The 22,398-nt window shown below is 61.9% G+C and carries 19 protein-coding genes and 2 pseudogenes; 11 read left to right on the forward strand and 10 right to left on the reverse strand.

Translation table 11 applies throughout. The features are described from left to right. On the forward strand, window positions 1-375 hold a 375-nt coding region (locus B5E41_RS21930), incomplete at its 5' end, for a transposase (RefSeq protein WP_141098796.1). 168 nt (window positions 376-543) lie between these two features. Here B5E41_RS21930 and dxs read toward each other — a convergent pair. Beyond that, window positions 544-2,460, reverse strand: a complete 1,917-nt coding sequence (gene dxs, locus B5E41_RS21935) for a 1-deoxy-D-xylulose-5-phosphate synthase (RefSeq protein ID WP_088396034.1) — start codon at window positions 2,458-2,460, stop codon at window positions 544-546. A 263-nt stretch (window positions 2,461-2,723) separates the two neighbouring features. On the opposite strand from dxs, the pseudogene B5E41_RS21940 reads away from it, so the two are divergent. Beyond that, window positions 2,724-4,699: pseudogene (locus tag B5E41_RS21940) on the forward strand (phospholipase D-like domain-containing protein). A 36-nt stretch (window positions 4,700-4,735) separates the two neighbouring features. Here B5E41_RS21940 and B5E41_RS21945 read toward each other — a convergent pair. The 4 genes from B5E41_RS21945 to B5E41_RS21960 all read right to left on the reverse strand — a co-directional run bounded on the left by B5E41_RS21945 (window position 4,736) and on the right by B5E41_RS21960 (window position 7,786). Next, complete coding sequence (locus B5E41_RS21945; RefSeq protein WP_077991009.1) at window positions 4,736-5,659, reverse strand: pirin family protein; 924 nt, start codon at window positions 5,657-5,659, stop codon at window positions 4,736-4,738. A gap of 84 nt (window positions 5,660-5,743) precedes the next feature. Continuing rightward, complete coding sequence (locus B5E41_RS21950; RefSeq protein WP_088396035.1) at window positions 5,744-6,511, reverse strand: SDR family NAD(P)-dependent oxidoreductase; 768 nt, start codon at window positions 6,509-6,511, stop codon at window positions 5,744-5,746. Window positions 6,512-6,596: 85 nt separating this feature from the next. Beyond that, complete coding sequence (locus B5E41_RS21955) at window positions 6,597-6,848, reverse strand: exodeoxyribonuclease VII small subunit (protein ID WP_012482899.1); 252 nt, start codon at window positions 6,846-6,848, stop codon at window positions 6,597-6,599. Between the two features lie 2 nt (window positions 6,849-6,850). Beyond that, a complete protein-coding gene (locus tag B5E41_RS21960; RefSeq protein ID WP_088396036.1) occupies window positions 6,851-7,786 on the reverse strand; it encodes a histone deacetylase family protein in 936 nt (311 codons plus the stop codon). 186 nt (window positions 7,787-7,972) lie between these two features. Between B5E41_RS21960 and B5E41_RS21965 the strand changes: the two genes are divergently transcribed. Continuing rightward, entirely contained in the window at window positions 7,973-8,374 is a 402-nt protein-coding gene (locus B5E41_RS21965; protein ID WP_088396037.1) for an acyl-CoA thioesterase, read from the forward strand. A gap of 7 nt (window positions 8,375-8,381) precedes the next feature. On the opposite strand, the gene B5E41_RS21970 is transcribed toward B5E41_RS21965, so the two are convergent. After that, window positions 8,382-9,032 (reverse strand): GntR family transcriptional regulator, encoded by a 651-nt coding sequence (locus tag B5E41_RS21970; protein ID WP_088396038.1) that lies wholly within the window; start codon window positions 9,030-9,032, stop codon window positions 8,382-8,384. 160 nt (window positions 9,033-9,192) lie between these two features. Here B5E41_RS21970 and B5E41_RS21975 point away from each other — a divergent pair, with 160 nt between their 5' ends. The 4 genes from B5E41_RS21975 (at window position 9,193) to B5E41_RS21990 (ending at window position 14,948) form a co-directional block, all read left to right on the forward strand. Beyond that, window positions 9,193-10,614 (forward strand): malonyl-CoA decarboxylase, encoded by a 1,422-nt coding sequence (locus B5E41_RS21975; RefSeq protein ID WP_088396136.1) that lies wholly within the window; start codon window positions 9,193-9,195, stop codon window positions 10,612-10,614. Continuing rightward, on the forward strand, window positions 10,611-12,125 hold the full coding sequence (locus B5E41_RS21980) for a malonate--CoA ligase (RefSeq protein WP_088396039.1): 1,515 nt from the start codon (window positions 10,611-10,613) through the stop codon (window positions 12,123-12,125). Before B5E41_RS21975 ends, B5E41_RS21980 begins: the two co-directional genes overlap by 4 nt. Before the next feature lie 93 nt (window positions 12,126-12,218). Next, window positions 12,219-13,568 (forward strand): SLC13 family permease, encoded by a 1,350-nt coding sequence (locus B5E41_RS21985; RefSeq protein WP_088396040.1) that lies wholly within the window; start codon window positions 12,219-12,221, stop codon window positions 13,566-13,568. A 276-nt stretch (window positions 13,569-13,844) separates the two neighbouring features. Further along, on the forward strand, window positions 13,845-14,948 hold the full coding sequence (locus tag B5E41_RS21990; RefSeq protein ID WP_088396137.1) for a helix-turn-helix transcriptional regulator: 1,104 nt from the start codon (window positions 13,845-13,847) through the stop codon (window positions 14,946-14,948). Window positions 14,949-14,997: 49 nt separating this feature from the next. Here the strand turns inward: B5E41_RS21990 and B5E41_RS21995 are convergent, their stop codons facing one another. After that, entirely contained in the window at window positions 14,998-15,384 is a 387-nt protein-coding gene (locus tag B5E41_RS21995; protein WP_011424271.1) for an ectoine synthase, read from the reverse strand. A 176-nt stretch (window positions 15,385-15,560) separates the two neighbouring features. Here B5E41_RS21995 and B5E41_RS22000 point away from each other — a divergent pair, with 176 nt between their 5' ends. The 3 genes and pseudogenes from B5E41_RS22000 to B5E41_RS22010 all read left to right on the forward strand — a co-directional run bounded on the left by B5E41_RS22000 (window position 15,561) and on the right by B5E41_RS22010 (window position 18,695). Next, window positions 15,561-16,445 (forward strand): LysR substrate-binding domain-containing protein, encoded by an 885-nt coding sequence (locus B5E41_RS22000; RefSeq protein WP_088396138.1) that lies wholly within the window; start codon window positions 15,561-15,563, stop codon window positions 16,443-16,445. A 234-nt stretch (window positions 16,446-16,679) separates the two neighbouring features. Further along, window positions 16,680-16,925, forward strand: a pseudogene (locus tag B5E41_RS32345) (methionine--tRNA ligase); the annotation flags it as partial. Between the two features lie 630 nt (window positions 16,926-17,555). Next, the gene (locus B5E41_RS22010) at window positions 17,556-18,695 is read left to right on the forward strand and encodes an acyltransferase family protein (RefSeq protein WP_088396041.1); all 1,140 of its coding nucleotides are present in this window, start codon (window positions 17,556-17,558) and stop codon (window positions 18,693-18,695) included. Window positions 18,696-18,895: 200 nt separating this feature from the next. Here the strand turns inward: B5E41_RS22010 and B5E41_RS22015 are convergent, their stop codons facing one another. From B5E41_RS22015 to B5E41_RS22025, 3 genes are read right to left on the reverse strand one after another with little or no spacing between them, the layout of a single operon-like run. Then, the gene (locus B5E41_RS22015) at window positions 18,896-19,459 is read right to left on the reverse strand and encodes a biotin transporter BioY (RefSeq protein ID WP_011424275.1); all 564 of its coding nucleotides are present in this window, start codon (window positions 19,457-19,459) and stop codon (window positions 18,896-18,898) included. Between the two features lie 24 nt (window positions 19,460-19,483). Further along, on the reverse strand, window positions 19,484-20,092 hold the full coding sequence (locus B5E41_RS22020) for an energy-coupling factor transporter transmembrane component T family protein (RefSeq protein ID WP_088396042.1): 609 nt from the start codon (window positions 20,090-20,092) through the stop codon (window positions 19,484-19,486). Further along, window positions 20,092-20,766, reverse strand: a complete 675-nt coding sequence (locus tag B5E41_RS22025) for an energy-coupling factor ABC transporter ATP-binding protein (protein ID WP_088396043.1) — start codon at window positions 20,764-20,766, stop codon at window positions 20,092-20,094. Before B5E41_RS22025 ends, B5E41_RS22020 begins: the two co-directional genes overlap by 1 nt. Before the next feature lie 345 nt (window positions 20,767-21,111). Here B5E41_RS22025 and B5E41_RS22030 point away from each other — a divergent pair, with 345 nt between their 5' ends. Beyond that, a complete protein-coding gene (locus B5E41_RS22030; RefSeq protein WP_088396044.1) occupies window positions 21,112-22,302 on the forward strand; it encodes a winged helix-turn-helix domain-containing protein in 1,191 nt (396 codons plus the stop codon). The last annotated feature ends 96 nt before the right edge of the window (window positions 22,303-22,398 follow it).

Below are 22,398 nucleotides of genomic sequence, written 5' to 3' on the forward strand. Positions count from 1 at the left end.
GTGCGCGAGGAACTGCTGACCTCAGTGCCGGGTGTCGGGCCGACAACGGCGCGCACGCTACTGGCCGAACTGCCCGAACTCGGCAGCCTCGATCGGCGCCAGATTGCTTCGCTGGCAGGGCTTGCCCCCTGGACGCGGCAATCGGGCAAATGGAAGGGCAAGAGCTTCATCGGCGGCGGCCGCGGCAAGGTGCGGGCCGTGCTGTTCATGGCCGCCCTCGTCGCCAGCCGCTACAATCCCGACCTCAAGGCCTTCCGCGACCGCCTGGTCGCGCAAGGCAAGCCCAAGATCGTCGCAACCGTCGCCACCATGCGCAAGCTCCTCACCATCCTCAATGCCATCATCAGGGACGGACGACCATGGCAAAACGCTTGACAAACAAGACAGTCGCTCTCCCCGAGGGGAGAAGAGATATGCCGCAACGTCTCGATTCCCTCTTCTCCCCTCGGGGGTCCGAAGGACGGGTTGAGACCCGTGGCTCAACCCCGGTCGGTGCCCGTAGGGCGGATGAGGGGGCCACACGGCGCGCCCTCACAAAGTCACTTACCCAGCAACCCCAACCGCAACCCCGCGGCCCAGCGCCCGGAACACGGTCGAGACGATCCCGGCGCGGTCGAGCCCTGCATGGGCGTTCATCGCTTCGGGCTTGGCCTGTTCCATCCAGATATCGGGCATGACGAGCGAGCGGATCTTCAGCCCGTTGTCGAGCAGGCCTTCGCCCGAAAGGTACTGCATCACCTGGCTGCCGAAGCCGCCGACGGAGCCTTCCTCGACGGTGATCAGCATTTCGTGGTGGCGGGCGAGCTGGCGGATCAGCTCGTGGTCGAGGGGCTTGGCGAAACGCGCATCGGCAACCGTGGTGGAAAGCCCGGCGGCATCGAGATCTTCGGCGGCAAGCAGACAGTCGGCAAGCCGGGTGCCGAAGGAGAGCAGCGCCACTTTGGCGCCTTCCTTGACGATGCGGCCCTTGCCGATCTGCAGGATTTCGCCGCGCGCCGGCATGTCGACACCAACGCCTTCGCCGCGTGGATAACGGAATGAGATCGGGCCGGCATCATAGGCGGCGGCCGTGCGCACCATGTGCTTGAGTTCGGCCTCATCGGCTGCCGCCATCACCACGAAGCCTGGCAGGGTGGCGAGGAAGGCGGTGTCGAAGGAGCCGGCATGGGTCGGCCCATCGGCGCCGACGAAGCCGGCGCGGTCGATCGGGAAACGCACCGGTAGTCCCTGGATCGCCACATCGTGCACGACCTGGTCATAGGCGCGCTGCAAAAAGGTGGAATAGAGGGCGGCGAACGGCTTGTAGCCTTCCGCAGCCAGGCCGGCGGCGAAGGTCACCGCATGCTGCTCGGCGATGCCGACATCGAAGCAGCGCGACGGAAAGGCTTCGGCGAGTTTGTCGAGGCCGGTGCCGTTCGGCATGGCGGCGGTGATGCCGACGATCTTGTCGTCGAGGGCAGCTTCCTGCACCAGCGCTTCGGCAAAGACGCTGGTATAGCTCGGCGCATTCGGCTTGACCCGCGCCTGCGCGCCGGTAATGACGTCGAACTTGTTGACACCGTGATATTTGTCGGCCGCGGCTTCCGCCGGCGGATAGCCCTTGCCTTTCTGGGTGACGACATGGATCAGCACCGGGCCGCGCGCATTGTCGCGCACGTTGCGCAGCACCGGCAGCAGATGGTCGAAGGAATGGCCGTCGATCGGCCCGATATGATAGAAGCCCATCTCCTCGAACATGGTGCCGCCGGTGACGTAGCCGCGGGCATGCTCGACGGCGCGGGTGATCGCCCGGTCGATATTCTTGCCGAGATAGGCCGTCAGTTTCTTGCCGAAGTCGCGGAAGCCCATATAGGTGCGCCCGGAGGCGAGGCGGGCGAGATAGGCGCTCATTGCGCCGGTCGGCGGCGCGATCGACATGTCGTTGTCGTTGAGGATGACGATGAGGCGTGCGTCGAGCGCGCCCGCATTGTTCAGCGCCTCATAGGCCATGCCGGCCGACATTGCACCGTCGCCGATGACGGCGATGACGCGGCGGTCGGTCTTCTCGAGATCGGCGGCGATCGCCATGCCGAGGCCGGCCGAGATCGAGGTCGAGGAATGCGCCGCCCCGAAGGGATCATATTCGCTTTCGGCCCGGCGGGTGAAGCCGGAAAGCCCGTTTTCCTGGCGCAGTGTGCGGATGCGGTCGCGCCGGCCGGTGAGGATCTTGTGCGGATAGCACTGGTGGCCGACATCGAAGATCAGCCGGTCATTGGGCGTATCGAAGACGCTGTGGATGGCGATTGTCAGCTCGACCACGCCGAGACCGGCGCCGAGATGACCGCCGGTGCGCGACACCGCATCGATCATTTCGTCCCGGACCTCGCGGGCAAGCTGCGGCAGCTCGCGATCCTCGAGCTTGCGCAGGTCGGCGGGATAGACGACCTGGTCGAGCAGGGGGGTCTTCGGCAGTTGTGTCACGGGCGGGCGCTCTTTCTTGCTTTTCCTCGTTTCGCTTTATTCGATTAGATCGGGGCAAAACAAGTGCATTTCAGGAACCGAAGGTTTTCACCTTAGAGCATGGCGGAAAAAAGTGTGAGCGGTTTCGGAAGATATCACTTTCTATTTCTGTGAGTTGCATTCGCCTGATTTGCCCAGCCGAGCGAACGCGCGGAAAGCCGGCGAGCAGCTTGAATATGACACGGAATGGTAGCACTGTTGCCGCACTGGCTGGGGGACAGATCATGGGAACGATTGTTGCAGCGCATGCCTATGTCAACAACGAGGTCGCCTATGTGGCCTGGGACATCGATGCCAAGATCGAGGGATGCCTCGGGTTCGAAGTCGTCCGCGTTTATCTCGACGAGCAGGGAAACGTGGCGAAAAAGCTTGATGGCAGCGAGGACCGTGTGACCTGCGCCGCCTGGGTCGCCTTCAAGGGACAGCGCAATCCGCACTGGCTGCCGCAAACCACCTCGCTCTGGCCGGTGCAGAAGTTCTCCTGGCGCGACCTGACGTTGCGCAAGCGGCGCAACGAAATGAAACGGCGGCCGGACGAGGTCCGCGTGCGCTATGAAATCCGCCCGCTCGGCAACCTGAAACCGGGCATGCAGGCCGCGCCCGATCCGACGCCTCAGACGGTCGAGATCAACAGCGGGACGACAAGGGCAAGCCGATCGAGAAGAACGGCAGCTTTGAGAAAATCGCGGTCAAGGCCTATGAAGGGCCGCCGCGGCCGCTCGGTTATCTCGGGCCGGCCGTCTCCTCCAATCCTGTGCACGTGACGCGTAAGCGCGGCCAGTTCGAATCCAGCTTCACCAACGGCATCCTTGCCGCGCAATGGTTGCGCAACGTTCTGCTGGAAGACGGTGTCAAGCAGCCGAACGAGCTGATCGACATGATCTCCAATCCGGAAAACGGCATCCGCAAATATCTTGCCGGCGATGTCATCCCGATGCTCAGGGACTTCATGAATGCGCCCGGCCGCTTCCTTGTCGCCCTCTATGAGCTGGAGGACCTGGAACTGCTCGACCTGCTGCTTGCCAACAAGGACAAGCTGCGTATCATCCTCGCCAATACGGGAAAAGTCGGAGATGACTGGGATGTGCGCAATGCCCACGCACGCACGGCGCTGATCGACGCCGGCGTCGAGATTCACCACCGTATGTTCAACAATTCGAGCCAGATCGGCCACAACAAATTCGTCGTACACATCCCGCCGGGTGGTGGCGATCGCAGCGTGTTCACCGGCAGCACCAACTGGACGGCCACCGGCCTTGCCGGCCAGTCCAACAATGCGCTGATCGTCAGTAACGATGCGGTCGCCGCGGCCTATGTTTCCTATTGGGAGCGGATGCTGGAAGACAATGCGACGCTGGAAGCGCCGGTCGAATTCGACGACGGCATGCCCGACAACCAGCAGAGCAAGGCGTTCCGGCACTCGAACGAAACGCCTTGGCTCATCCCGACCGGCAATGGCGCTTCGATCGAAGCATGGTTTTCGCCGAACATGCAGAGCCGCAAGAAGGGCAAGGCGACGCCGCCCGACCTGCGTGAAATCTACCGGCTGATGCGCCGTGCCGAGCACGCCGTGCTGTTTCTCGCCTTCTATCCCGGCCAGTCAGGCAGGGATTGCATCGTCGGCGAGGCGATCGATATCGGCCTCAAGGATCAGAAGCTGATCGTCACCGGCGCCGTTTCCAGCCCGCAGGCCATGCCCAATTACGTCGCCGGCAAGAAGAACGACCCCGACGATGAGGACGACGATGTCGACGCCGTCTCGCCCCATACGTTCGACGAGGCCAATGTCTCGATCGTCCGCGCCTCGCGCATCGACGACCGCCAGCTGCTGGCGGATTTCGGTGCGGAGGAGCTGACGGCCAAGAAAGTCGGCGCCATCATTCACGACAAGGTGCTGGTGATCGATCCCTTGTCGGAGGACTGCGTCGTCGTCCTCGGCAGCCACAATCTCGGCTTCAAGGCCTCTTACGCCAATGACGAGAACATGTTGATCGTCAAAGGCGACCGGGCGCTTGCCGAAGCCTATGCCGTCCACATCCTCGACGTCTACGATCACTACCGTTTCCGTGCCGTCGAGGCGGAGCTGAAGCGGCAGGGCAAGAAAGGCTGGTCGGGCTTTCTGAACGTCGACGACAGCTGGCAGGACGGCTACATCAATCGCACGAAGGGTGCGCTGACGCGCTATTTTGCGGCGGGTTGACGTTCGCACGTTGCCGGCGGCGCTGCATCGCCGCCGTCACCCTTCCGGCAGCGGCACGAATTCCTCTTCGTCGCCGGGAACGATATCGAAGCGGCCAGTGCGCCATTCCTCCTTGGCCTTTTCGATCCGTTCCTTCGACGAGGAGACGAAATTCCACCAGATATAGCGCTTCGAGTTCAGCGCCGCGCCGCCGAAGAGCATCAGGTGACAGCCGTCGCTGCCGGCTTCGAGTGTGATCGGATCGCCCGGCCGGAAGACCAGCAGCTGATCGGCGGCGAAACGGTCGCCCGATATGACGACCTCGCCGGAGAGCACATAGACGGCGCGCTCCTCATGGCCGGCGCCGAAGGGAAAGCGCACGCCGGGTTGTAGGTTGAGATCGACATAGAGCGTGTCGGAGAAGGTGCCGACCGGCGATGTCATGCCTTCGAACGAGCCGATGACGACCCGCCCGCGCACGCCTGATGTTTCGATCAGCGGCATCTCTGTCTTTTGCGTATGGGCGAAGGAAGGATCGATCTCCTCCTTGTCGTCGGGCAGCGCCAGCCAGGTCTGCAGCCCCGACATCAACAGCGGGTGGCCGCGCAGATTGTCGGGCGTGCGCTCGGAATGCACGATGCCGCGGCCCGCCGTCATCAGGTTGATGTCGCCGGGGCGAATAACCTTTTCGGTACCGAGGCTGTCGCGATGGCGGATCTCACCGTCGAAGAGATAGGTGACGGTCGACAGGCCGATATGCGGATGCGGCTTGACGTCGAGCGCCTCGTTGGGCTTCAGGATCGCCGGTCCCATGCGGTCGAAGAAGATGAACGGCCCGACCAGCCGCCGCTGCCTTGTCGGCAGGGCGCGCCGCACCTGAAAGCCGCCGATATCGCTGGTGCGCGGAATGATCAGATTCTCGATCGCGTCACAGGCGAAGGCATCGCCGGGCAGGGGATCTTTGCCGGGAAAGAAGGACATGCGGATCTCCGATCTCAAAACATCCACGAAAGATAGTGCCTGGAGTTCCGCGCGCCAATGAAACGCGTTTCGCAGGGCACCCGCTCAGATCGCGGTGAAGCCGTTATCGACGAAGAGGTGGGCGCCGTTGACGAAGTTCGACTCGTCGCTGGCGAGATAAAGGGCGGCCCGCGCCACATCCTCGGGCTCGCCGATCCGCCCCTGCTGGGCGGCAATGGCGGCGTCCGAGACGTCGACGCCGAGCGCCTGCAGGTCGGCCACCTCCCGCAACCCGTGCGGCGTGCGGATGAAGCCAGGGCAGACGGCGTTGCAGCGGATGTTGCGATCGCGGAATTCCACCGCAATCGCCCGGGCAAACATATGCACGGCGCCCTTGGTGGTGTCGTAAAGCACTTCCATCGGCGTGGCGGCTACCGCCGAGATCGACGAGGTGCAGACGATCGAGCCGCCGCCGGCGGCAATCATCTTCGGCAGCACGGCCTTGGTCATCAGGAACATCGAACGCACATTGACGGCGTGCAGCCAGTCCCACTCCTGAAGCGTCGTTTCCAGGAAGGGTTTGATGACGATGGTGCCGGCATGGTTGAAGAGCACGGTCGCTGCGCCGTAGCGCTCCTCGACGCCGGTGACGGCAGCATTGACGGCTCCTTCATCCGAAACATCGGCCGTCCAGTGGTCGGCCTCACCGCCGGCATCGCGGATTGCCTTGACGGTCTCGGCCGCCGCCTGGCCATTGCGGTCGATGATTGCGACACGCGCGCCTTCGGCCGCAAACAGCTTCGAGGCAGCACCTCCCATGCCGGTGGCGCCGCCCGAAATGATGGCGACCTTGCCCTTCAATCTGTCCGTCATTTGTCCGTCCCCTCATGGTTCTGGGGGATCATAGATCGGTCGCAAGCCGATCTACAAGCGCCTTCGAAAGGCTGCTTCGACCCGCTCAGGCGCCATCCAGCGGCTCGACGCCCTGCGGCTTGCCGGCGCGGTCAAGCCGGATCTTTTCGATGCGGTTTTCGGCGGCCGAAAGCAGTGTCTCGCAATGTTTCTTCAGCGCTTCGCCGCGCTCGTAGATCTCGATCGATTCATCCAGCGCCACGTCACCGCGTTCCAGCCGGGCGACGATGCTTTCGAGTTCGGCGACCGCCTTTTCGAAGGAAAGGCCGGCCACTTCCGGCTTGGCGCTGTCAGTCATTCTCAACCCTTCATCATTCGCAGAATATGCATGCCCGCCGATTCGGCGAGCCCTTCCAGATCATAGCCGCCTTCGAGCAGGCTGACGACCCGGTTCTTCGCGTGCCGGTCGGCCAGTTCCAGGACGCGGCCGGTCGCCCAATCGAAATCCTCGCCGGTCAGGTTGATCTGCGCCAGCGGATCGCGGTGATGCGCGTCGAAACCGGCGGAGATGATGATGAGATCCGGTCGGAAATCATCAAGCGCCGGCAGCACGCGCGATTTGAACGCCTCGCGAAAATGGTCGCTGCCGACATTCGGCGAAAGCGGCGCGTTGACGATGGTGTTGTGCTTGCCCTTCTCATCCTTGGCGCCGCTGCCGGGATAGAGCGGCATCTGATGCGTCGAACAGAACAGTACCGAGGGGTCGTCCCAGAAGATATCCTGGGTGCCGTTGCCGTGATGCACGTCCCAATCGACAATCGCGACGCGCTCGGCGCCATGCCGCTTCTGCGCATGGCGGGCCGCGATCGCCGCATTGTTGAAGAAGCAGAAACCCATCGCCGTCGATTTTTCGGCATGGTGCCCGGGTGGCCGGGCGGCGACGAAGACATTGTCGGCGGCGCCGGAAAAGACGTCGTCCACCGCCGCCATCGCCCCGCCGATGCCTGTCAGCGCCGCCTGCAGGCTCTTGACGCTGGCATAGGTATCGGCTTCCAGCTGGTTGATCCGATCGTCCTCCTCCGGGATCTCCCGCATCACGGCGGTCAGATGCTCCTCCGGATGCGCGAGCAGCACCGCATCCTCGCTAGCCTCAGGCGCCTGCCGGCGCTCCAGCCGTTCGAAATTCGGATGTTCCAGCGCCACATTGATGGCGCGGATCCGGTCCGACCGCTCGGGATGGCCGGAAGGCGTCACATGTTCCAGGAAGATCGGGTGTTCATAAAGACGGGTGCTCATGGAGACACTCTATCGGCCGCTTCTGTCATGATCCACAGCAGATGGGGCATTGCCCGCCGATTTCAACAAGTGCTCCCGCGGCACCATCTCGCCGGCGGCATTATAAATTCGTGTCATCTCAGCCGTTTACTTCGAAAAACCACGTGCTACTGTCGTTAACGGGGAATTTTGCAGGCAGAGTTGTTGATGAGTCAGTCGAAACGCCCGGGTGTGACGGAAATACATGTGCCGTTTCGCGATGTCGATATGACCGGCCGGATGTTCCTGGCTTCCTATATTTCCTATGCCGAATCCGTCATTGCGAGCTTCTGGTCGGCGCGGCCCGAGGTCGAGGACGAACCGGTCTATAACGCCAGCAAGATTACCTGCGTTCTCCACCGCCCGCTGCATTACGACGAGCCGGCCCTTTTTACCGCCGCCGTCGACAAGATCGGCGTGCGTTCCATCGGCTTCCTCGTTTCGATCGACACCGGCGAGGAGCGCGCCGCCGAGGTGGAAATCATCTGGCAGGCCCGCAGCGGCGAGGATCAGCAGCCGGTCTCGCTGCCGGAGGAAACGCGCGACTGGCTTTACAGGTTTTTAGATTAGAGCAACTTTATCTGGCAGCCATGCTTGCGACCAGATCGCTGAACCTTTCTCCCTGAATGCCGACATGGGTTCGCAGCAGGCGGCGGGCTTCATCTCCGTCTCCGGCAAAGATCGCGTCGACGATGGCGCAATGTTCTAAGAAGGACGTCGACAGGCGGTTGCGCACGCGCAGTTGCAGACGGCGATAGGGCCGAAGGCGTCGATGCAATTGCGCGCATTGCTCCTGCAGGAAATCGCTGCGGCTGGCGGCGTAGATGGCCTTATGGAACTCCTCATTGTCGTAATAGTAGGCATCGCTGTCACCGGCGGCGGCGGATTGTTCGCAGCGGCTGTGAGTGGCGGCGATCGCCTCGTGGGAGGCCTTGTCCAGCCGGCGGGCGGCGAGCGATCCCGCCAGCCCCTCGAGCTCGGCCATCACCTCGAACATCTCGTAAATGCGGTGCGGCCCCGGATCGATCACGACGGCGCCCCGGCGCGGACGGATTTCGATCAGCCCGATGGCGTCAAGCTGCATCAGCGCTTCGCGCACCGGCGTTCGCGATACGCCGAACCGGTTGGCAAGCACGGTTTCGTCAAGCCGTTCGCCGGGGGCGAATTCGTAGGAAAGTATCGCATTTTCAATCTCATCCCGAAGCCACCGGCCGACATTCTCGGACATTTGTCTCACATCCTTCATACATAGACGTCATTCTTGTATACACAAATATTGATCTCGTGTACGAAAGATGACAATCTACATACTACCGGCGAAGCCCGGCGATGGGAAGCGATGTCCGATGGCTGCATCGAGCGGCGTCTTCGAAAGAGAGGAGAATGGCATGCCCGAGGCTTCTTTCTTCACCGACATGCTGCAAAGCATCACGGATCACGGTCGCCAGCTTTTGTTTTCCGGCTCACGCAACACGCAGGCCGCCGCCAAAGCCGATCTTCAGACCCTCTGTGAAATGCTCCTGTCGAGCCGGGGTGAAGCATCTGGCATAGCCCTTGCTGCCGAAATACTCGATCGCTGGGGCGCGCTCGAGAGCGAGGATGCGCAGAAATTCTTTCATATGCTTCATGAGAAATTCGGGCCTGATGCAAGCAAGCTCGACCAAGCGATTGAAAATTACCGCACGGACAAGAGCTCCGCCGCGGTCATTGCGCTCCACCGGGCAGCCGAGCCGCGGCGCCAGGAACTGCTGCGCCGGTTGAACCATGCGCCGAACGGCACCGCCAGGCTGGTGCGGATGCGTCAGCAGCTGCTTGCTTCCGAAAACCGATCCGAAGCCTATCACGCGGTGGACGCCGACTTCACGCATCTGTTCGGTTCCTGGTTCAATCGCGGCTTTCTGACGCTGCGGCCCATAGACTGGACGACGCCGGCCTATATTCTCGAAAAGATCATCGAATACGAGGCCGTGCACGAGATCGCTGGCTGGGAGGAGTTGCGCCGTCGTCTGGCGCCGGCCGACCGTCGCTGCTTTGCCTTTTTTCACCCTCGACTGGCCGACGAGCCGCTGGTCTTCGTCGAGGTAGCGCTCACCCGATCCGTGCCGAAGGCGATCGCAGATGTGCTCGACGAGGGGAGGGAGCAGATCAATGCCGACGAGGCGACGACGGCCGTCTTCTATTCGATCTCCAACTGTCAGGACGGCTTGCGCGGCATCTCCTTCGGCAATTTCCTGATCAAGCAGGTCGTCGAAGATCTGCGCAAGGATCTGCCGGGCCTCAAGAATTTCGTGACGCTGTCGCCCGTCCCGGGCTTTGCCCGCTGGCTCGCCAAGGTGCGCGCGACCGGCGATCGGTCCCTATCCCAAGCGGCGTTGGAAACACTGACCATGCTCGACGATCCGAACTGGCCGGGCAGCGAGAGCAGCGCCGAAGAAGTGAAGCGCGTGCTGCTGCCGCTTGCGGCCCGCTACTTCCTGACCGAACGCACACCGGAGGGCCGCCCCGTCGATGCCGTCGCCCGCTTCCATCTCGGCAACGGCGCCCGGCTCGAAAGGGTGAATTTTCTCGGCGACCGCTCGCCCAAGGCGCTCCAGCAGGCGCACGGTCTGATGGTCAACTATCTCTACAAGCTCGACGACATCGTGGCCAACCACGAGGCCTTGGCGCAGCGCGGCGAAGTCATCGCCTCGCCCGCCGTCAAAAGCATGCTCAGCCAGAGCGACGAAGGCCGCCGTGGCGGCAATGGCCAGCAAGGTTCTCGAGCATTCGCGCAACTGATGAATTCCACGCTTGGAGGAGGGCGAAAGTGAGCAACCATCTTTTCGACGCCATGCGGGCGGCTGCGCCCGCTGACGCACCGTTCATGCGGACCGGCAGCGGGCAGACATGGAGCTATGGCGACGCCTTCGCTCTTTCCGGCCGCATTGCCGGCGCGATGGACACGCTCGGCATTCGACCCGGCGACCGGGTTGCGGTGCAGGTCGAAAAAAGCGCCGAGGCATTGATCCTCTATCTCGCCTGTGTTCGAAGCGGCGCCGTCTACCTGCCGCTCAACACCGCCTATACGCTGGCCGAGCTCGATTACTTCATCGGCGACGCCGAGCCGCGTCTGGTGGTCGTTGCCTCGGGCGCTCGCGAAGGCGTCGAGACGATCGCCAAACGTCACGGCGCGATCGTCGAAACGCTCGACGCCGATGGCAGCGGCTCGTTGCTCGATCTGGCGCGCGACGAGCCGGCCGACTTTGTCGACGCTTCGCGCTCCGCCGATGATCTGGCCGCGATCCTCTACACCTCGGGAACGACGGGACGCTCCAAAGGGGCGATGCTCACCCATGGCAATCTGCTGTCGAACGCCCTGACCTTGCGGGACTACTGGCGCGTTACCGCCGAAGACCGGCTGATCCATGCCTTGCCTATCTTCCATACGCATGGGCTGTTCGTCGCCACCAACGTGACGCTGCTCGCCGGCGCCTCGATGTTCCTGCTGTCGAAATTCGACGCCGACGAGGTCATTTCCCTGATGCCGCAGGCAACGATGCTGATGGGCGTGCCGACCTTCTACGTGCGCCTCCTGCAAAGCCCGCGCTTCGGCAAGGAGGCGGCAGCCAACATCCGCCTCTTTATCTCAGGCTCGGCGCCGCTGCTTGCTGAAACACACACCGAGTTCCAGGCCCGGACCGGTCACGCGATTCTCGAGCGTTACGGCATGACCGAAACCAATATGAACACCTCCAATCCTTACGACGGAAAACGGATTGCCGGAACGGTCGGCTTGCCGCTGCCCGATGTGACGGTGCGCGTCACCGATCCCGCCACGGGGCAAGTGCTGCCGCCGGAACAGACCGGCATGATCGAGATCAAGGGGCCGAATGTCTTCAAGGGTTATTGGCGCATGCCGGAAAAGACCGCGGCCGAATTCACCGGCGACGGCTTCTTCATCAGCGGCGATCTCGGCAAGATCGACAGCGACGGCTATGTGCATATTGTCGGCCGCGGCAAGGACCTGGTGATCTCAGGTGGCTACAACATCTATCCGAAAGAGGTCGAGAGCGAGATCGACCGGATCGAGGGCGTGGTCGAGAGCGCCGTGATCGGCGTGCCGCATCCCGATTTCGGGGAAGGCGTGACGGCCGTCGTGGTGCGCAAGCCCGGCGCGGCGCTGGATGAAAAGAGCATTGTCAGTGCCCTGCAGGATCGTCTCGCCCGCTATAAACAGCCCAAACGCATCATCTTCGCCGAGGACCTGCCGCGCAATGCGATGGGCAAGGTCCAGAAGAACATCCTGCGGCAGCAATACGCCGATCTCTACACCGGAACGTAAGACGGCCGCCCTCTGGGAGGAGGGCGAGCGGGTATCCGCATCGATATCGCAAACAGCAACCACGGCGCTGGAGGCGTCGGAGGGAGGGGAATCATGGGTATTGAAATACTGGCCATAGGCCTGCTCATCGCTATGTTCATCGTTGCGACGATCCAGCCGATCAACATGGGCGCGCTCGCCTTTGCCGGCGCCTTCGTGCTCGGCTCGATGACCATCGGGATGAAGACCACCGATATTTTTGCCGGCTTCCCGAGCGATCTGTTCCTGACGCTGGTCGCTGTCACCTACCTCTTCGCCATCGCGCAGATCAACGGCACCATCGACTGGCTGGTCGAATGCGCCGTGCGCCTGGTGCGTGGACGCATCGGCCTGATCCCCTGGGTGATGTTCCTCGTCGCCGCCGTGATTACCGGTTTCGGCGCGCTTGGGCCGGCTGCGGTCGCCATTCTCGCGCCGGTCGCCTTGAGCTTTGCCATCCAGTACCGCATTCACCCGGTCATGATGGGGCTGATGGTGATCCACGGCGCGCAGGCGGGCGGCTTTTCGCCGATCAGCATCTATGGCGGCATCACCAACCAGATCGTCGCCAAGGCCGGCCTGCCTTTCGCGCCGACCTCGCTGTTTCTCTCGAGCTTCTTCTTCAACCTCGCGATCGCGGTGCTGGTCTTCTTCGCCTTCGGCGGCGCAAAAGTCATGAAGCACGCGCCGGCAACATCACCTGGCCCCTTGCCCGAACTGCATCCCGAGGGCGTGTCGGCGTCGATCAGGGGCCACGGCGGCACGCCGGCAAAGCCGATCCGGGAGCATGCCTACGGCACGGCGGCCGATACCGCTGCGACACTGCGTCTGAACAATGAGAGAATTACCACCCTGATCGGCCTAACGGCGCTCGGCATCGGCGCCCTGGTTTTCAAGTTCAATGTCGGCCTCGTCGCCATGACCGTCGCCGTCGCCCTCGCGCTGCTGTCGCCGAAAACCCAGAAGGCGGCAATCGACAAGGTCAGCTGGTCGACCGTGCTGCTGATAGCAGGCATCATCACCTATGTCGGCGTCATGGAGAAGGCGGGTACCGTCGATTACGTGGCGAACGGCATATCCAGCCTGGGCATGCCGCTGCTGGTGGCGCTCCTGCTTTGCTTCACCGGCGCCATCGTCTCGGCCTTCGCATCCTCGACCGCGCTGCTCGGCGCCATCATCCCGCTGGCCGTCCCCTTCCTCATGCAGGGCCATGTCAGCGCCATCGGCGTCGTCGCCGCCATCGCCATCTCGACGACGATCGTCGATACCAGCCCATTCTCCACCAATGGTGCGCTGGTGGTTGCCAATGCGCCGGATGAAAGGCGGGAGCAGGTCCTCAAACAGCTGCTGATCTACAGCGCACTGATTGCCATCATCGGCCCGATCGTCGCCTGGCTGGTGTTCGTCGTGCCGGGGCTGGTTTGACGAGGAGCCGGTGAACCCCTCGCTTCCGCCGTGGGCCATTGCCCGCGGCGGTCAAAGCATTGACACGGTGGGAGAGGCATTCCGAGTTCCAAGCTGAGGTCGAAGGCGTCAACCGCAAAGATCTAATGCCGGCGGAGCTATAACGTGCTGTGGTTGTAGTATTGATCGCTTCACGAAATAGAGAAGATGTCGTTAATTCGAATTTTGTTGCAATTGCGAAGGCGAGGCTATTCAATATTCGAAGATGCTTTCATTCTGCGATGTTGAAATTTGATGATGATTCAATCGACGGACGCCTCATCTATTCTGATCGATATGATTTATGGAAGTCTCTTCGGAGAGTGCAGCTGGCAGGATTTCCTGGATCGCCTTGCACAGACGTCGCCGGGCGGCAAGGCCGCGCTTCACTACCATGACCTGGCCTCTTCGGTTGCCCATGTTCCCTTCATGTCAGGATTTTCGCAGTCCGAGATCGATCAGTTCACCAGCCACTTTGGCTCGGTCAATCCCTGGATTCCGAAACTGGATCTCGTGCCGGTTGGCCAGGGCATCTGCGGCGACGAGATCGTTCCGCGCGCGGAGCTGATCAGATCGGAATTTTACAATGACTGGCTGAAGCGGCAGGCCGGATGCGAGACGAGCATTGGCGTCTCGATCATTCGCGAGGAAAACCGCACCTTCATCCTGTCGACCTCGACGTCGTCAGCCGACCCCGATCTCAACAGCGAGGCGGCCAAGCTTTACACGCAGCTCGCGCCGCATCTGAAGAGGGCCTTCGATTTCATCCGCAAGCGCGATCTCTTCGCGCCGCACGAGCAGGTAGCGCAGACCCTGTTCGACAGCATCGGCGTCGGATTGATCTATGTCTCGGAGCAACGAAAAGCCCGTCGCTGGAATAAAAGCGCAGAGGCATTGTTGGCCGCCGGCGTGCCTGCTCGGATCGCCGCGGACGGCACGCTCGCACTTCAATGCGAGAAGACGGCTTCGGTTCTCGAATTCCTGACCTCCAGAACCGGTGTGCAGACCAAACCGCACACGGCAATCGTCAAGGGCGGGAACCAGGACAATTATCGCATCACCCTCTTCCGGCTACACTCCGATACATTCATAGAGTTCCTGGAGGGGCCGACCGTGGCGGTGATCGTCGAGCCGATGGTGGCGACGCCGCTCAACGAGCGGCGCGATTTGCTGATGCAGCTTTATAAGCTGACGGCAACGGAAATCAGGATCGCGTCGAGCATTGTATCGGGGCAATCGCCCAGAGAAGTGGCGATGGCCGACGATATCAGCTACGAGACCGTCAGAACCCACCTGAGAAACATCTATGCCAAGCTCGGGGTCAATTCCCGGGTCCGCCTGGTGTCGCTGCTGATGCGGTGAATTCTCGAGGCGCAAGCCCGGTCTTCATCCGTGTGCGGGATCGCCAGCCTCAATATTCCGAACCGCTGCTGTTGTTCAGATCGTGACGCTCCGTCCCCTTTAGCGGCGGATTGAAGATGCTGACCAGGATGAGATCCTCGTCCTTGCCACCCCGCAAATAATGGCGATCATGTTGGTCGAGAACGTAGATGTCGCCGACGCGGATGGGAAAGACATTGCCATCCATATCCTCGACTTCGCCTTCTCCCTGAATGCAATAGCAGGCTTCCAGATGGTTGCGGTACTGCAGCAGCGCTTGCGTGTTGGCGCGAACGACAGTGTGGCAGACCGTAAACCCCATGCCGTCATCCCGCGTCAGCAGACGATGGCTCGTGCCATTGCCCCAATCGACGAAACGCTCGGTCTGCTCCACGTCTTTCAGGCTTCTCACAAACATGTTCTTCTCCTCGAAAATGGCGGAGATGGTTCGATCTCCATGATCCATTAGGGCCTGAAATCTACGCTTCGTTCAAATGATCTAAATTGCGCAAACTGTTAGGATAATTTACGTGTTTTCTCCTGGGTTTGATGTGGGCAAAGGAGTCGATCCCGGCTCTCATGGAATCCAAACATATGCAGCTGCCGCCGCTGAACGCATTGAGGGCCTTCGAAGCGACAGCCCGGCTGATGAGCCTGTCAAAAGCCGGAGACGAGCTGCATGTGACCCACGCCGCGATCAGCCACCAAATCAAACATCTGGAGACGTGGCTGGGGCGCAAGCTGCTCCAAAAATCCGGACGCGGCGTTGCGCTAACGCCAGCAGGTGCCGAATATTATCTGGCCGTCTCCGGCTCATTGGCAGCCATCGCCCACGCAACGGGCAATATGCGCCGAGACCACAATATGCGCTCGATCACCGTCGGCTGCATTCCTTCGATCGCGTCGCGCTGGCTGGTTCCCGCGCTTCCGTCTTTCCGGGAGAGTGATCCCGACCTTGACGTCAGGATCGTCTATGCAAGAGCGGAAGAACGCTTCGATGACGAAAGCCTGGATGTTCTCATCACCATGGGGGAAGACCTGTCGGAAGGGCGGGAGAGCAGGCTGCTATTCTCCCGGCGCAACCAGCCGGTGGCGAGCGTCCATTATCTGGCAAAGCGGAATTGGGCTATCGAGAACGTTCCCTTTGCCACGGCCGACCTCCTGCATGACGAATCCATGGACGGCTGGAGAGAATGGTTCCGCAAGGCCGAGATAAAGCCAGCCGCGCCGATCCGCGGGCCGATCTTTCAGGACTTCAACATCCTTGCCACGGCAGTGATCGCCGGCCATGGGATCGCTCTATGTCCTGTCGAGGTGTTTCGGCGAGAGATCGAACGCGGCGACCTCGTCGTGCTTTCGGATATCTCCACGGCCGAGACCCAGGGATATTACCTGATCACCAGCTCCTCGGCGAAGAAGCCGGTGCGTCGTTTCGCGGAATGGTTCATGAAGGAATGCCAAGCCGTTGGACTGCGGTAGAACCGTGCGGAGATGGACGCTGAAGGCGAAATGCTCGGGAGGAGCGATCGGCACAAACGCGGATCAAGGTGCGCGCTTGTTCGAAACGGCCCTTGATGCTAGGAAAAGTGCATGGACAAAACCGTGATCAGCACTTTCGTGATGATGATGCCGCGCTCATAGCGTGGCGGGTTTCGTGCGTCCATAATGCACCAGCGACCGCCCTCGAGGCGGTCTTTTCATGGGTCGATCCGTCTCGCCGGCAAAACTCCGGAAGGCCGAACGGCGGCCGCTGCCCGTCTTGGCGCCAGCCTGGCGGAACAGGTATACGGCCTCGCCATCATTGCCCGTTGCCTCCTGCCGTTCCTGCCGGGCTCGGCCGCAGTGCTGCATGCCAGGCTCGGAATACCGTCTCCTCGCCTCTATCGGGATCCGTTGATCGTGGATGGGGTCAAAGCCGCCCCGCAAGCCGTCCTCTTTCCCCGAAGAACCGCCGCGTGACGGCCGCAGTCCAGACAAAATACTCTGCGCTGTAAACTTCGGCAGCGCAGAGGAGGGCCTCAAGTGACAAGGAGAGGTTTTCCAGCAAGTCATGAAACTTTCATATTGAGGCCATTGCGAAAACCAAAGAATAGTCTACACTTTTTGTCAGGAAACAAGATTTCCTGAAGCAAACGAAAGGAAACTGATTGGATTCTTATCTTCTGACGACCATGCTCGTCGCTGGTGTCCTGGCCTTTGCCCTCACGGCGGTAAGAGCAGGGACAACCACCCAGACCACCGCAAACACCAGGCGCAGTCCGGATTCAGGTGGCGATGGCGGAATTGGGATCGAGGTCTCTGATGACGGGGGCTGCGATGGCGGCGACGGAGGTGGCGGGGACGGAGGTGGAGGAGACTAGATCAAACGGAAATCGATAGAATCCCCCGACCGCCTCAAGGCGGTTTTTTGTTGCCCGAACAACACTACAAGCCCGGAATCTCAGACCCGCGCGGAGATTGCAGAACTGATCTGACGGGCTGATAGACGAGCGAATCCGGCACGCAATTCAATTTTGGGGTCGTCGCAGCAAACATGTGCCCTATCTCAGTCGGGTCGGCGCTGGGGCGAAGGTGTTGGAGACAATCAATATGGCAAAGTCTGCGGCTGGAAGCCCGTATATTTACGGGATCGACGCACTGCGATTTGTATGCGCGCTCATGGTGACCGTATTTCATCTTGGATTTGCTTCCTGGGCTTCGCCTTTATATCTCCGACCGTATCCAATGCCCGAGATCGAGAACATCGCCCAACCCGGCTGGGTCGGCGTCGAATTGTTCTTCGTCATATCGGGCTTCGTCATCGTTAACTCCGCCGCTTCCGCCAGCGCCGTGTCCTTTCTCAAAGGGCGCATTCTGCGGCTCTATCCGGCGGTATGGATCTGTGCATCGCTGACGCTCACCATCATCGCGACGCAAGACGTCAACAGGCGCATCCTCTGGAATTATCTGCGCTCGATCACGCTCTATCCCGGCGGGCCATGGATAGACGGCCAATATTGGACCCTGGCATGCGAGATCTGTTTCTATGCCATCGTCTTCATCATGTGCGCGACCCGGCAAAAGACGAGGATGCCCGCCCTGGCGCTCGGCCTGTCGTTGGCCAGCACGGCATTCATTGCGCTGTTATACGCCTTTCCCGATGCAGGCATCCCGGCCATATTCACCGAGACCGCCTGGCGGGCCATTCCCTTCTATTATGGCTGCCAATTCGCTATCGGCATCTACATATGGCTGCTGTCTCAGGGTCGGATGAACCGAATTTCCTGGCTGGGTTTCCTCTGCGCCCTGGCGACGGGGGCTGTTCAGATCTACATGGCAGGCGAGAACACCAGCGACCGTACGCTCGCCGCAGCGGGCCATGCCTTCTCGTCATTTCCCGCGATCGCAATCTGGGCAGCGGGGCTGGCGTCGATCGTTGCAAGCGTCGGATACAGCAAGCGAATCAGTCGCCTGCCGGCCTCCTTCCTTCAATCGGTGAAGACCCTCGGCTCGATGACCTACCCGCTCTATCTCCTGCATTTCGCCATCGGCGTCCAACTTCTCGACTGGCTGACTGCTCTGGGATTGGCGCCGCTCCCGGCGCTGGTTCTTGCCGTCGCGATTGTTTGCGCAATGTCACTTGCGGTGTGCAAATGGGGAGAGCCGCCGATCCGCAGGGTGCTGCGAGAGTTCCTCGACCGGCTTGGGCAGCGCGCCGCCGGATTTCAGGCGAAGGAGTCTCGGGCTTAGGGAGAATCGAGGAGAAGGTAGGCCGGAGGCGTAATGACGTCCGATTTCCCCGTCTCGGTTCTTGCCTTGAAGTTTACCCCACCCTCCGTCCTGGTCGGGCTTGACACGCGCATCCACGCGACTTCCTTCAACGCAGAATGGCCGCCTTGGCGCGGAAGGCGGCCATTGTCGGTATGCTCAGCAAGTCGGCCGTTACGCGCTCAAGCGCGCGCCGGCAGCAGGGGATAACCGACCATGACGGCGCGACCGAGGAGGGCAGCGACGACGGCCTTGATCACATCGCCCGGAATGAAGGCCATCGAGCCGACGAAGGCTTTCGTGAAGCCGAGGCCTGCGACCGTTGCGAGATAGGTGATGCCGAAGGCGTAGAGCACGACGATGCCGCCGATCATGGCGGCGAGGAAGAAGCTCACTGTCTGCACCAGACCGGACTGCCCGTGGTTGACCAGCCGCTCGCTGAGATAGCCGGTGACGAAGGCGCCGAAGATCCAGCCGACGAGGAAGCCTGCTGTCGGCGAGGCGAAGATCGCCAGACCCCCGCGGCCGCCGGAAAGCACCGGCAGGCCAATCGCGACCAAGAGCAGCACGATCAGCACGGCGATCGCGCCGCGCCGGGCGCCGAGCACGACGCCGGCCATCATGACGCCGAGCGACTGGGCGGTGATCGGCACCGGAATGAAGCCGAGCGAAATCGGCGGCAGCAGGCCGAGCGCCACGATGATCGCGGCAAAGAGGGCGGTAAGGACGAGGTCGCGGGTGCTCATCATGAACTCCGTATTAAGAAATCGTTAACTTCCATGCCGCCGAATGCGGCGCGCGTCAATCGCAGCGGCGACATTATCCGCATCCCTGAGCGTCAGAATGATGAGCGGCGCAAGCAGGCTCGTCGGCCGGACCTTCAGCCCGCGAGCTTTGTGCGCCTCGCGGATCGCCTGATAGCGGTTGACGATCTCTGGAACGAAACGCAGCACCAGGCCGAGCGCGAGGCCGATATCGTCGGCCTGGACCCGGCCGGTGCGTTCGAGCGGGCGGGCGAGCGCCGTCACCTCGTCGATGAACTCGGTAATGGTCGTCGTCGCCGTCACGCTGGCGGCGAGAAGCATCAGCGCCGTCAGTCGCAGCACCGGCACGAGTGCCGCCTGCCAAGGGTTGAAGATGAGGTTGAAGAGGGCGACAACCGCAATCGTCAGGAAGATCGGCCGCAGCCGTAGCAACGCCTCGCCGATCGGCAGGCCGACCGTACCGTAGAGAACCGCCGCCACCAGCACGGCGCCCGAGAGCAGAAGCAGATTGTGGCTGATGAACAGCAGGATGGCGAAGGCCGTCAGCGACAGGAGCTTTGCCCGCGGCGAGAGCCGGTGCATGCGGCTGTTGCCTTCGACGTAGAGCGATTGCATCAGGCGGCGATCTCCCTGTAGCGGGCGATGGCTTCGGCCGCCGGCGCATCGGCGGCGAGCCGACCCTCGTGAAACACGAGCACCCGCTCGAAACCGGCGATCAGCTCGAGGTCGTGGGTGATGACGATGGCGCTTTCCGGCAGTCCGGCGATGATCCTCTCGACCAGCGCGCGGTTTTTGATGTCGAGCTGGTTGGTCGGCTCGTCGAGGATGAGAATGCCCGGGCCGGTCGCCAGCACCGAGCAGAGCGCGGCCACCTGCAGCTCGCCGCCGGAAAGCTCGTGCGCTCGGCGATCGGCCAGCGCCTCGGCGCCGAAGCGGGCCAGCACCTCCTCGACCCTTGCCTCGATCTCCGCCTTGCTGAGGCCGCGCCGCTTTAGCCCGAAGGCAATGTCGTCCTTGACGATCGGCAGGATGATCTGGTTCTGCGGCGACTGAAAGATGAAGCCGACATCGGTGACAACCGTCTTCTCGTCGGCCGTATCGCGGCCGTTGACGATGACGCGGCCGGTGGTCGGCTTGGTCAACCCGTTGATCAGCCGCGCAAAGGTGGTCTTGCCCGAGCCGTTCAGCCCGATGACGCCGATGCGTTTGCCGGTGATGGCGAGCGTCAGCGGCTCCAGCGCCACCCGCGCTCCGAAACTGACACCCGCACTTTCGAATTGAATGTTCAAACCAACTACCTTGCATTCGGTGACGTGACACAGGAGGTCAACATCATGCGACGCTTGAGCGCCTTATATTGGGGAGATTTACGAAACAGCCCCTCATCCGGCTGCCGCCACCTTCTCCCCGTAAACGGCGCGAAGGGGATATGCCGCGACCTCTCCGTCCCCAGTTGCCTCTCATGGGGCACGTCCCCTTTCCCCGTCAGAACGGGGAGAGGGCTAGGGTGAGGGGCAGAAATCGGCGCCAACCTGACAGCGCTCCTTCTATACGGTTGACCCTCCTCGGTGAAAGAGCAAATCTCGCTGTCGATATCGGGTGGCTAGGAAGATTTTCCGCGGTATGATGCATCCATGACGAATCTGCTCTCCAATGCCGACGCCCGCCGGGTCTTCCTCGCCAAGCAGGGCCTCAGTGCCCCGCCGAACCGCGCCTTGACCAGGGCCGGCCTGCTGCAGTTGATCCACGATCTCGGCTTCGTCCAGGTGGACAGTATCCAGACGGTGGAGCGGGCGCATCATCAGATCCTGTTTTCCCGCAACCAGACCTATCGGCGCGAGCATCTGAAGGCACTGCTCGAAAAGGAACGCGCGCTGTTCGAGCACTGGACGCACGATGCCTCGATCCTGCCCAGCGCCTTCTTCGTCTATTGGAAGCACAAGTTCCGCCATCAGGAGAAGGTCCTCGTGGAGCGCTGGCGCAAATGGCGCGGCGAGGGTTTCGAGGCGGCTTTCGAGGAGACCTATGAGCGTGTGCGGCGCGACGGCGCGATGCTGGCTCGCGACGTCAAGGCCGATGGTCATGTTTCCGGCGGTTGGTGGAACTGGCATCCGAACAAGACGGCGCTCGAATATTTCTGGCACACCGGCAAGTTCGCCATCGCCGGCCGCTCGAATTTCCAGAAGATCTATGATCTGACTGAGCGCGTCATCCCGGCCGAATTCCGCGAGCCGGAGGTCAGCCGCGAAGACTTCGTCGACTGGGCCTGCCGCAGCGCGCTCACCCGCCTCGGCTTTGCCACGCATGGCGAAATCGCAGCCTTCTGGAACCTTGTCTCGCCTGAGGAAGCCAAGGCCTGGATATCAGCCCATCGCGATGAGCTGACCGAAGTGCTGGTCGAGCCGGCGCTCGGGGCCAAGGCGCGGCCGTCCTGGGCCTTTGCCGATTTCCTCTCGACGCTAGACAGCCATCCGGACGCCCCGCCGCGCATCCGCGTCCTCAGCCCTTTCGACCCGATGATCCGCGACCGCAACCGCACCGAACGCCTGTTCGGCTTCTTCTACCGCATCGAGGTCTTCGTGCCGGAAGCCAAGCGCGAATATGGCTATTACGTCTTCCCGCTGCTCGAAGGCGACAGGCTGATCGGCCGCATCGATATGAAGGCGGACCGGAAGAAATCGACGCTCGATGTCAGGCGGCTGTGGCTGGAACCGGGCGTCAAGCCGTCGGCCGGAAGGCTGGAGAAGCTGGAAGCGGAACTGGAGCGGGTGGCGCGGTTTGCCGGGGTGGAAAAGGTGGTGTTGCTGGAGGGGTGGAGAGGGTAAGCGAATTATCCGCTGCCCGTTACCGCGCTCTCGCAAGCGAGGCCGTAATAAGTGCCGGCCGAATGTAACGCCAGCAGCGGTATGTCTCTGTACGCG

Origin of the sequence: Rhizobium esperanzae (assembly GCF_002204185.1) — a bacterium.
Taxonomy (GTDB): Bacteria; Pseudomonadota; Alphaproteobacteria; order Rhizobiales; family Rhizobiaceae; genus Rhizobium; species Rhizobium esperanzae.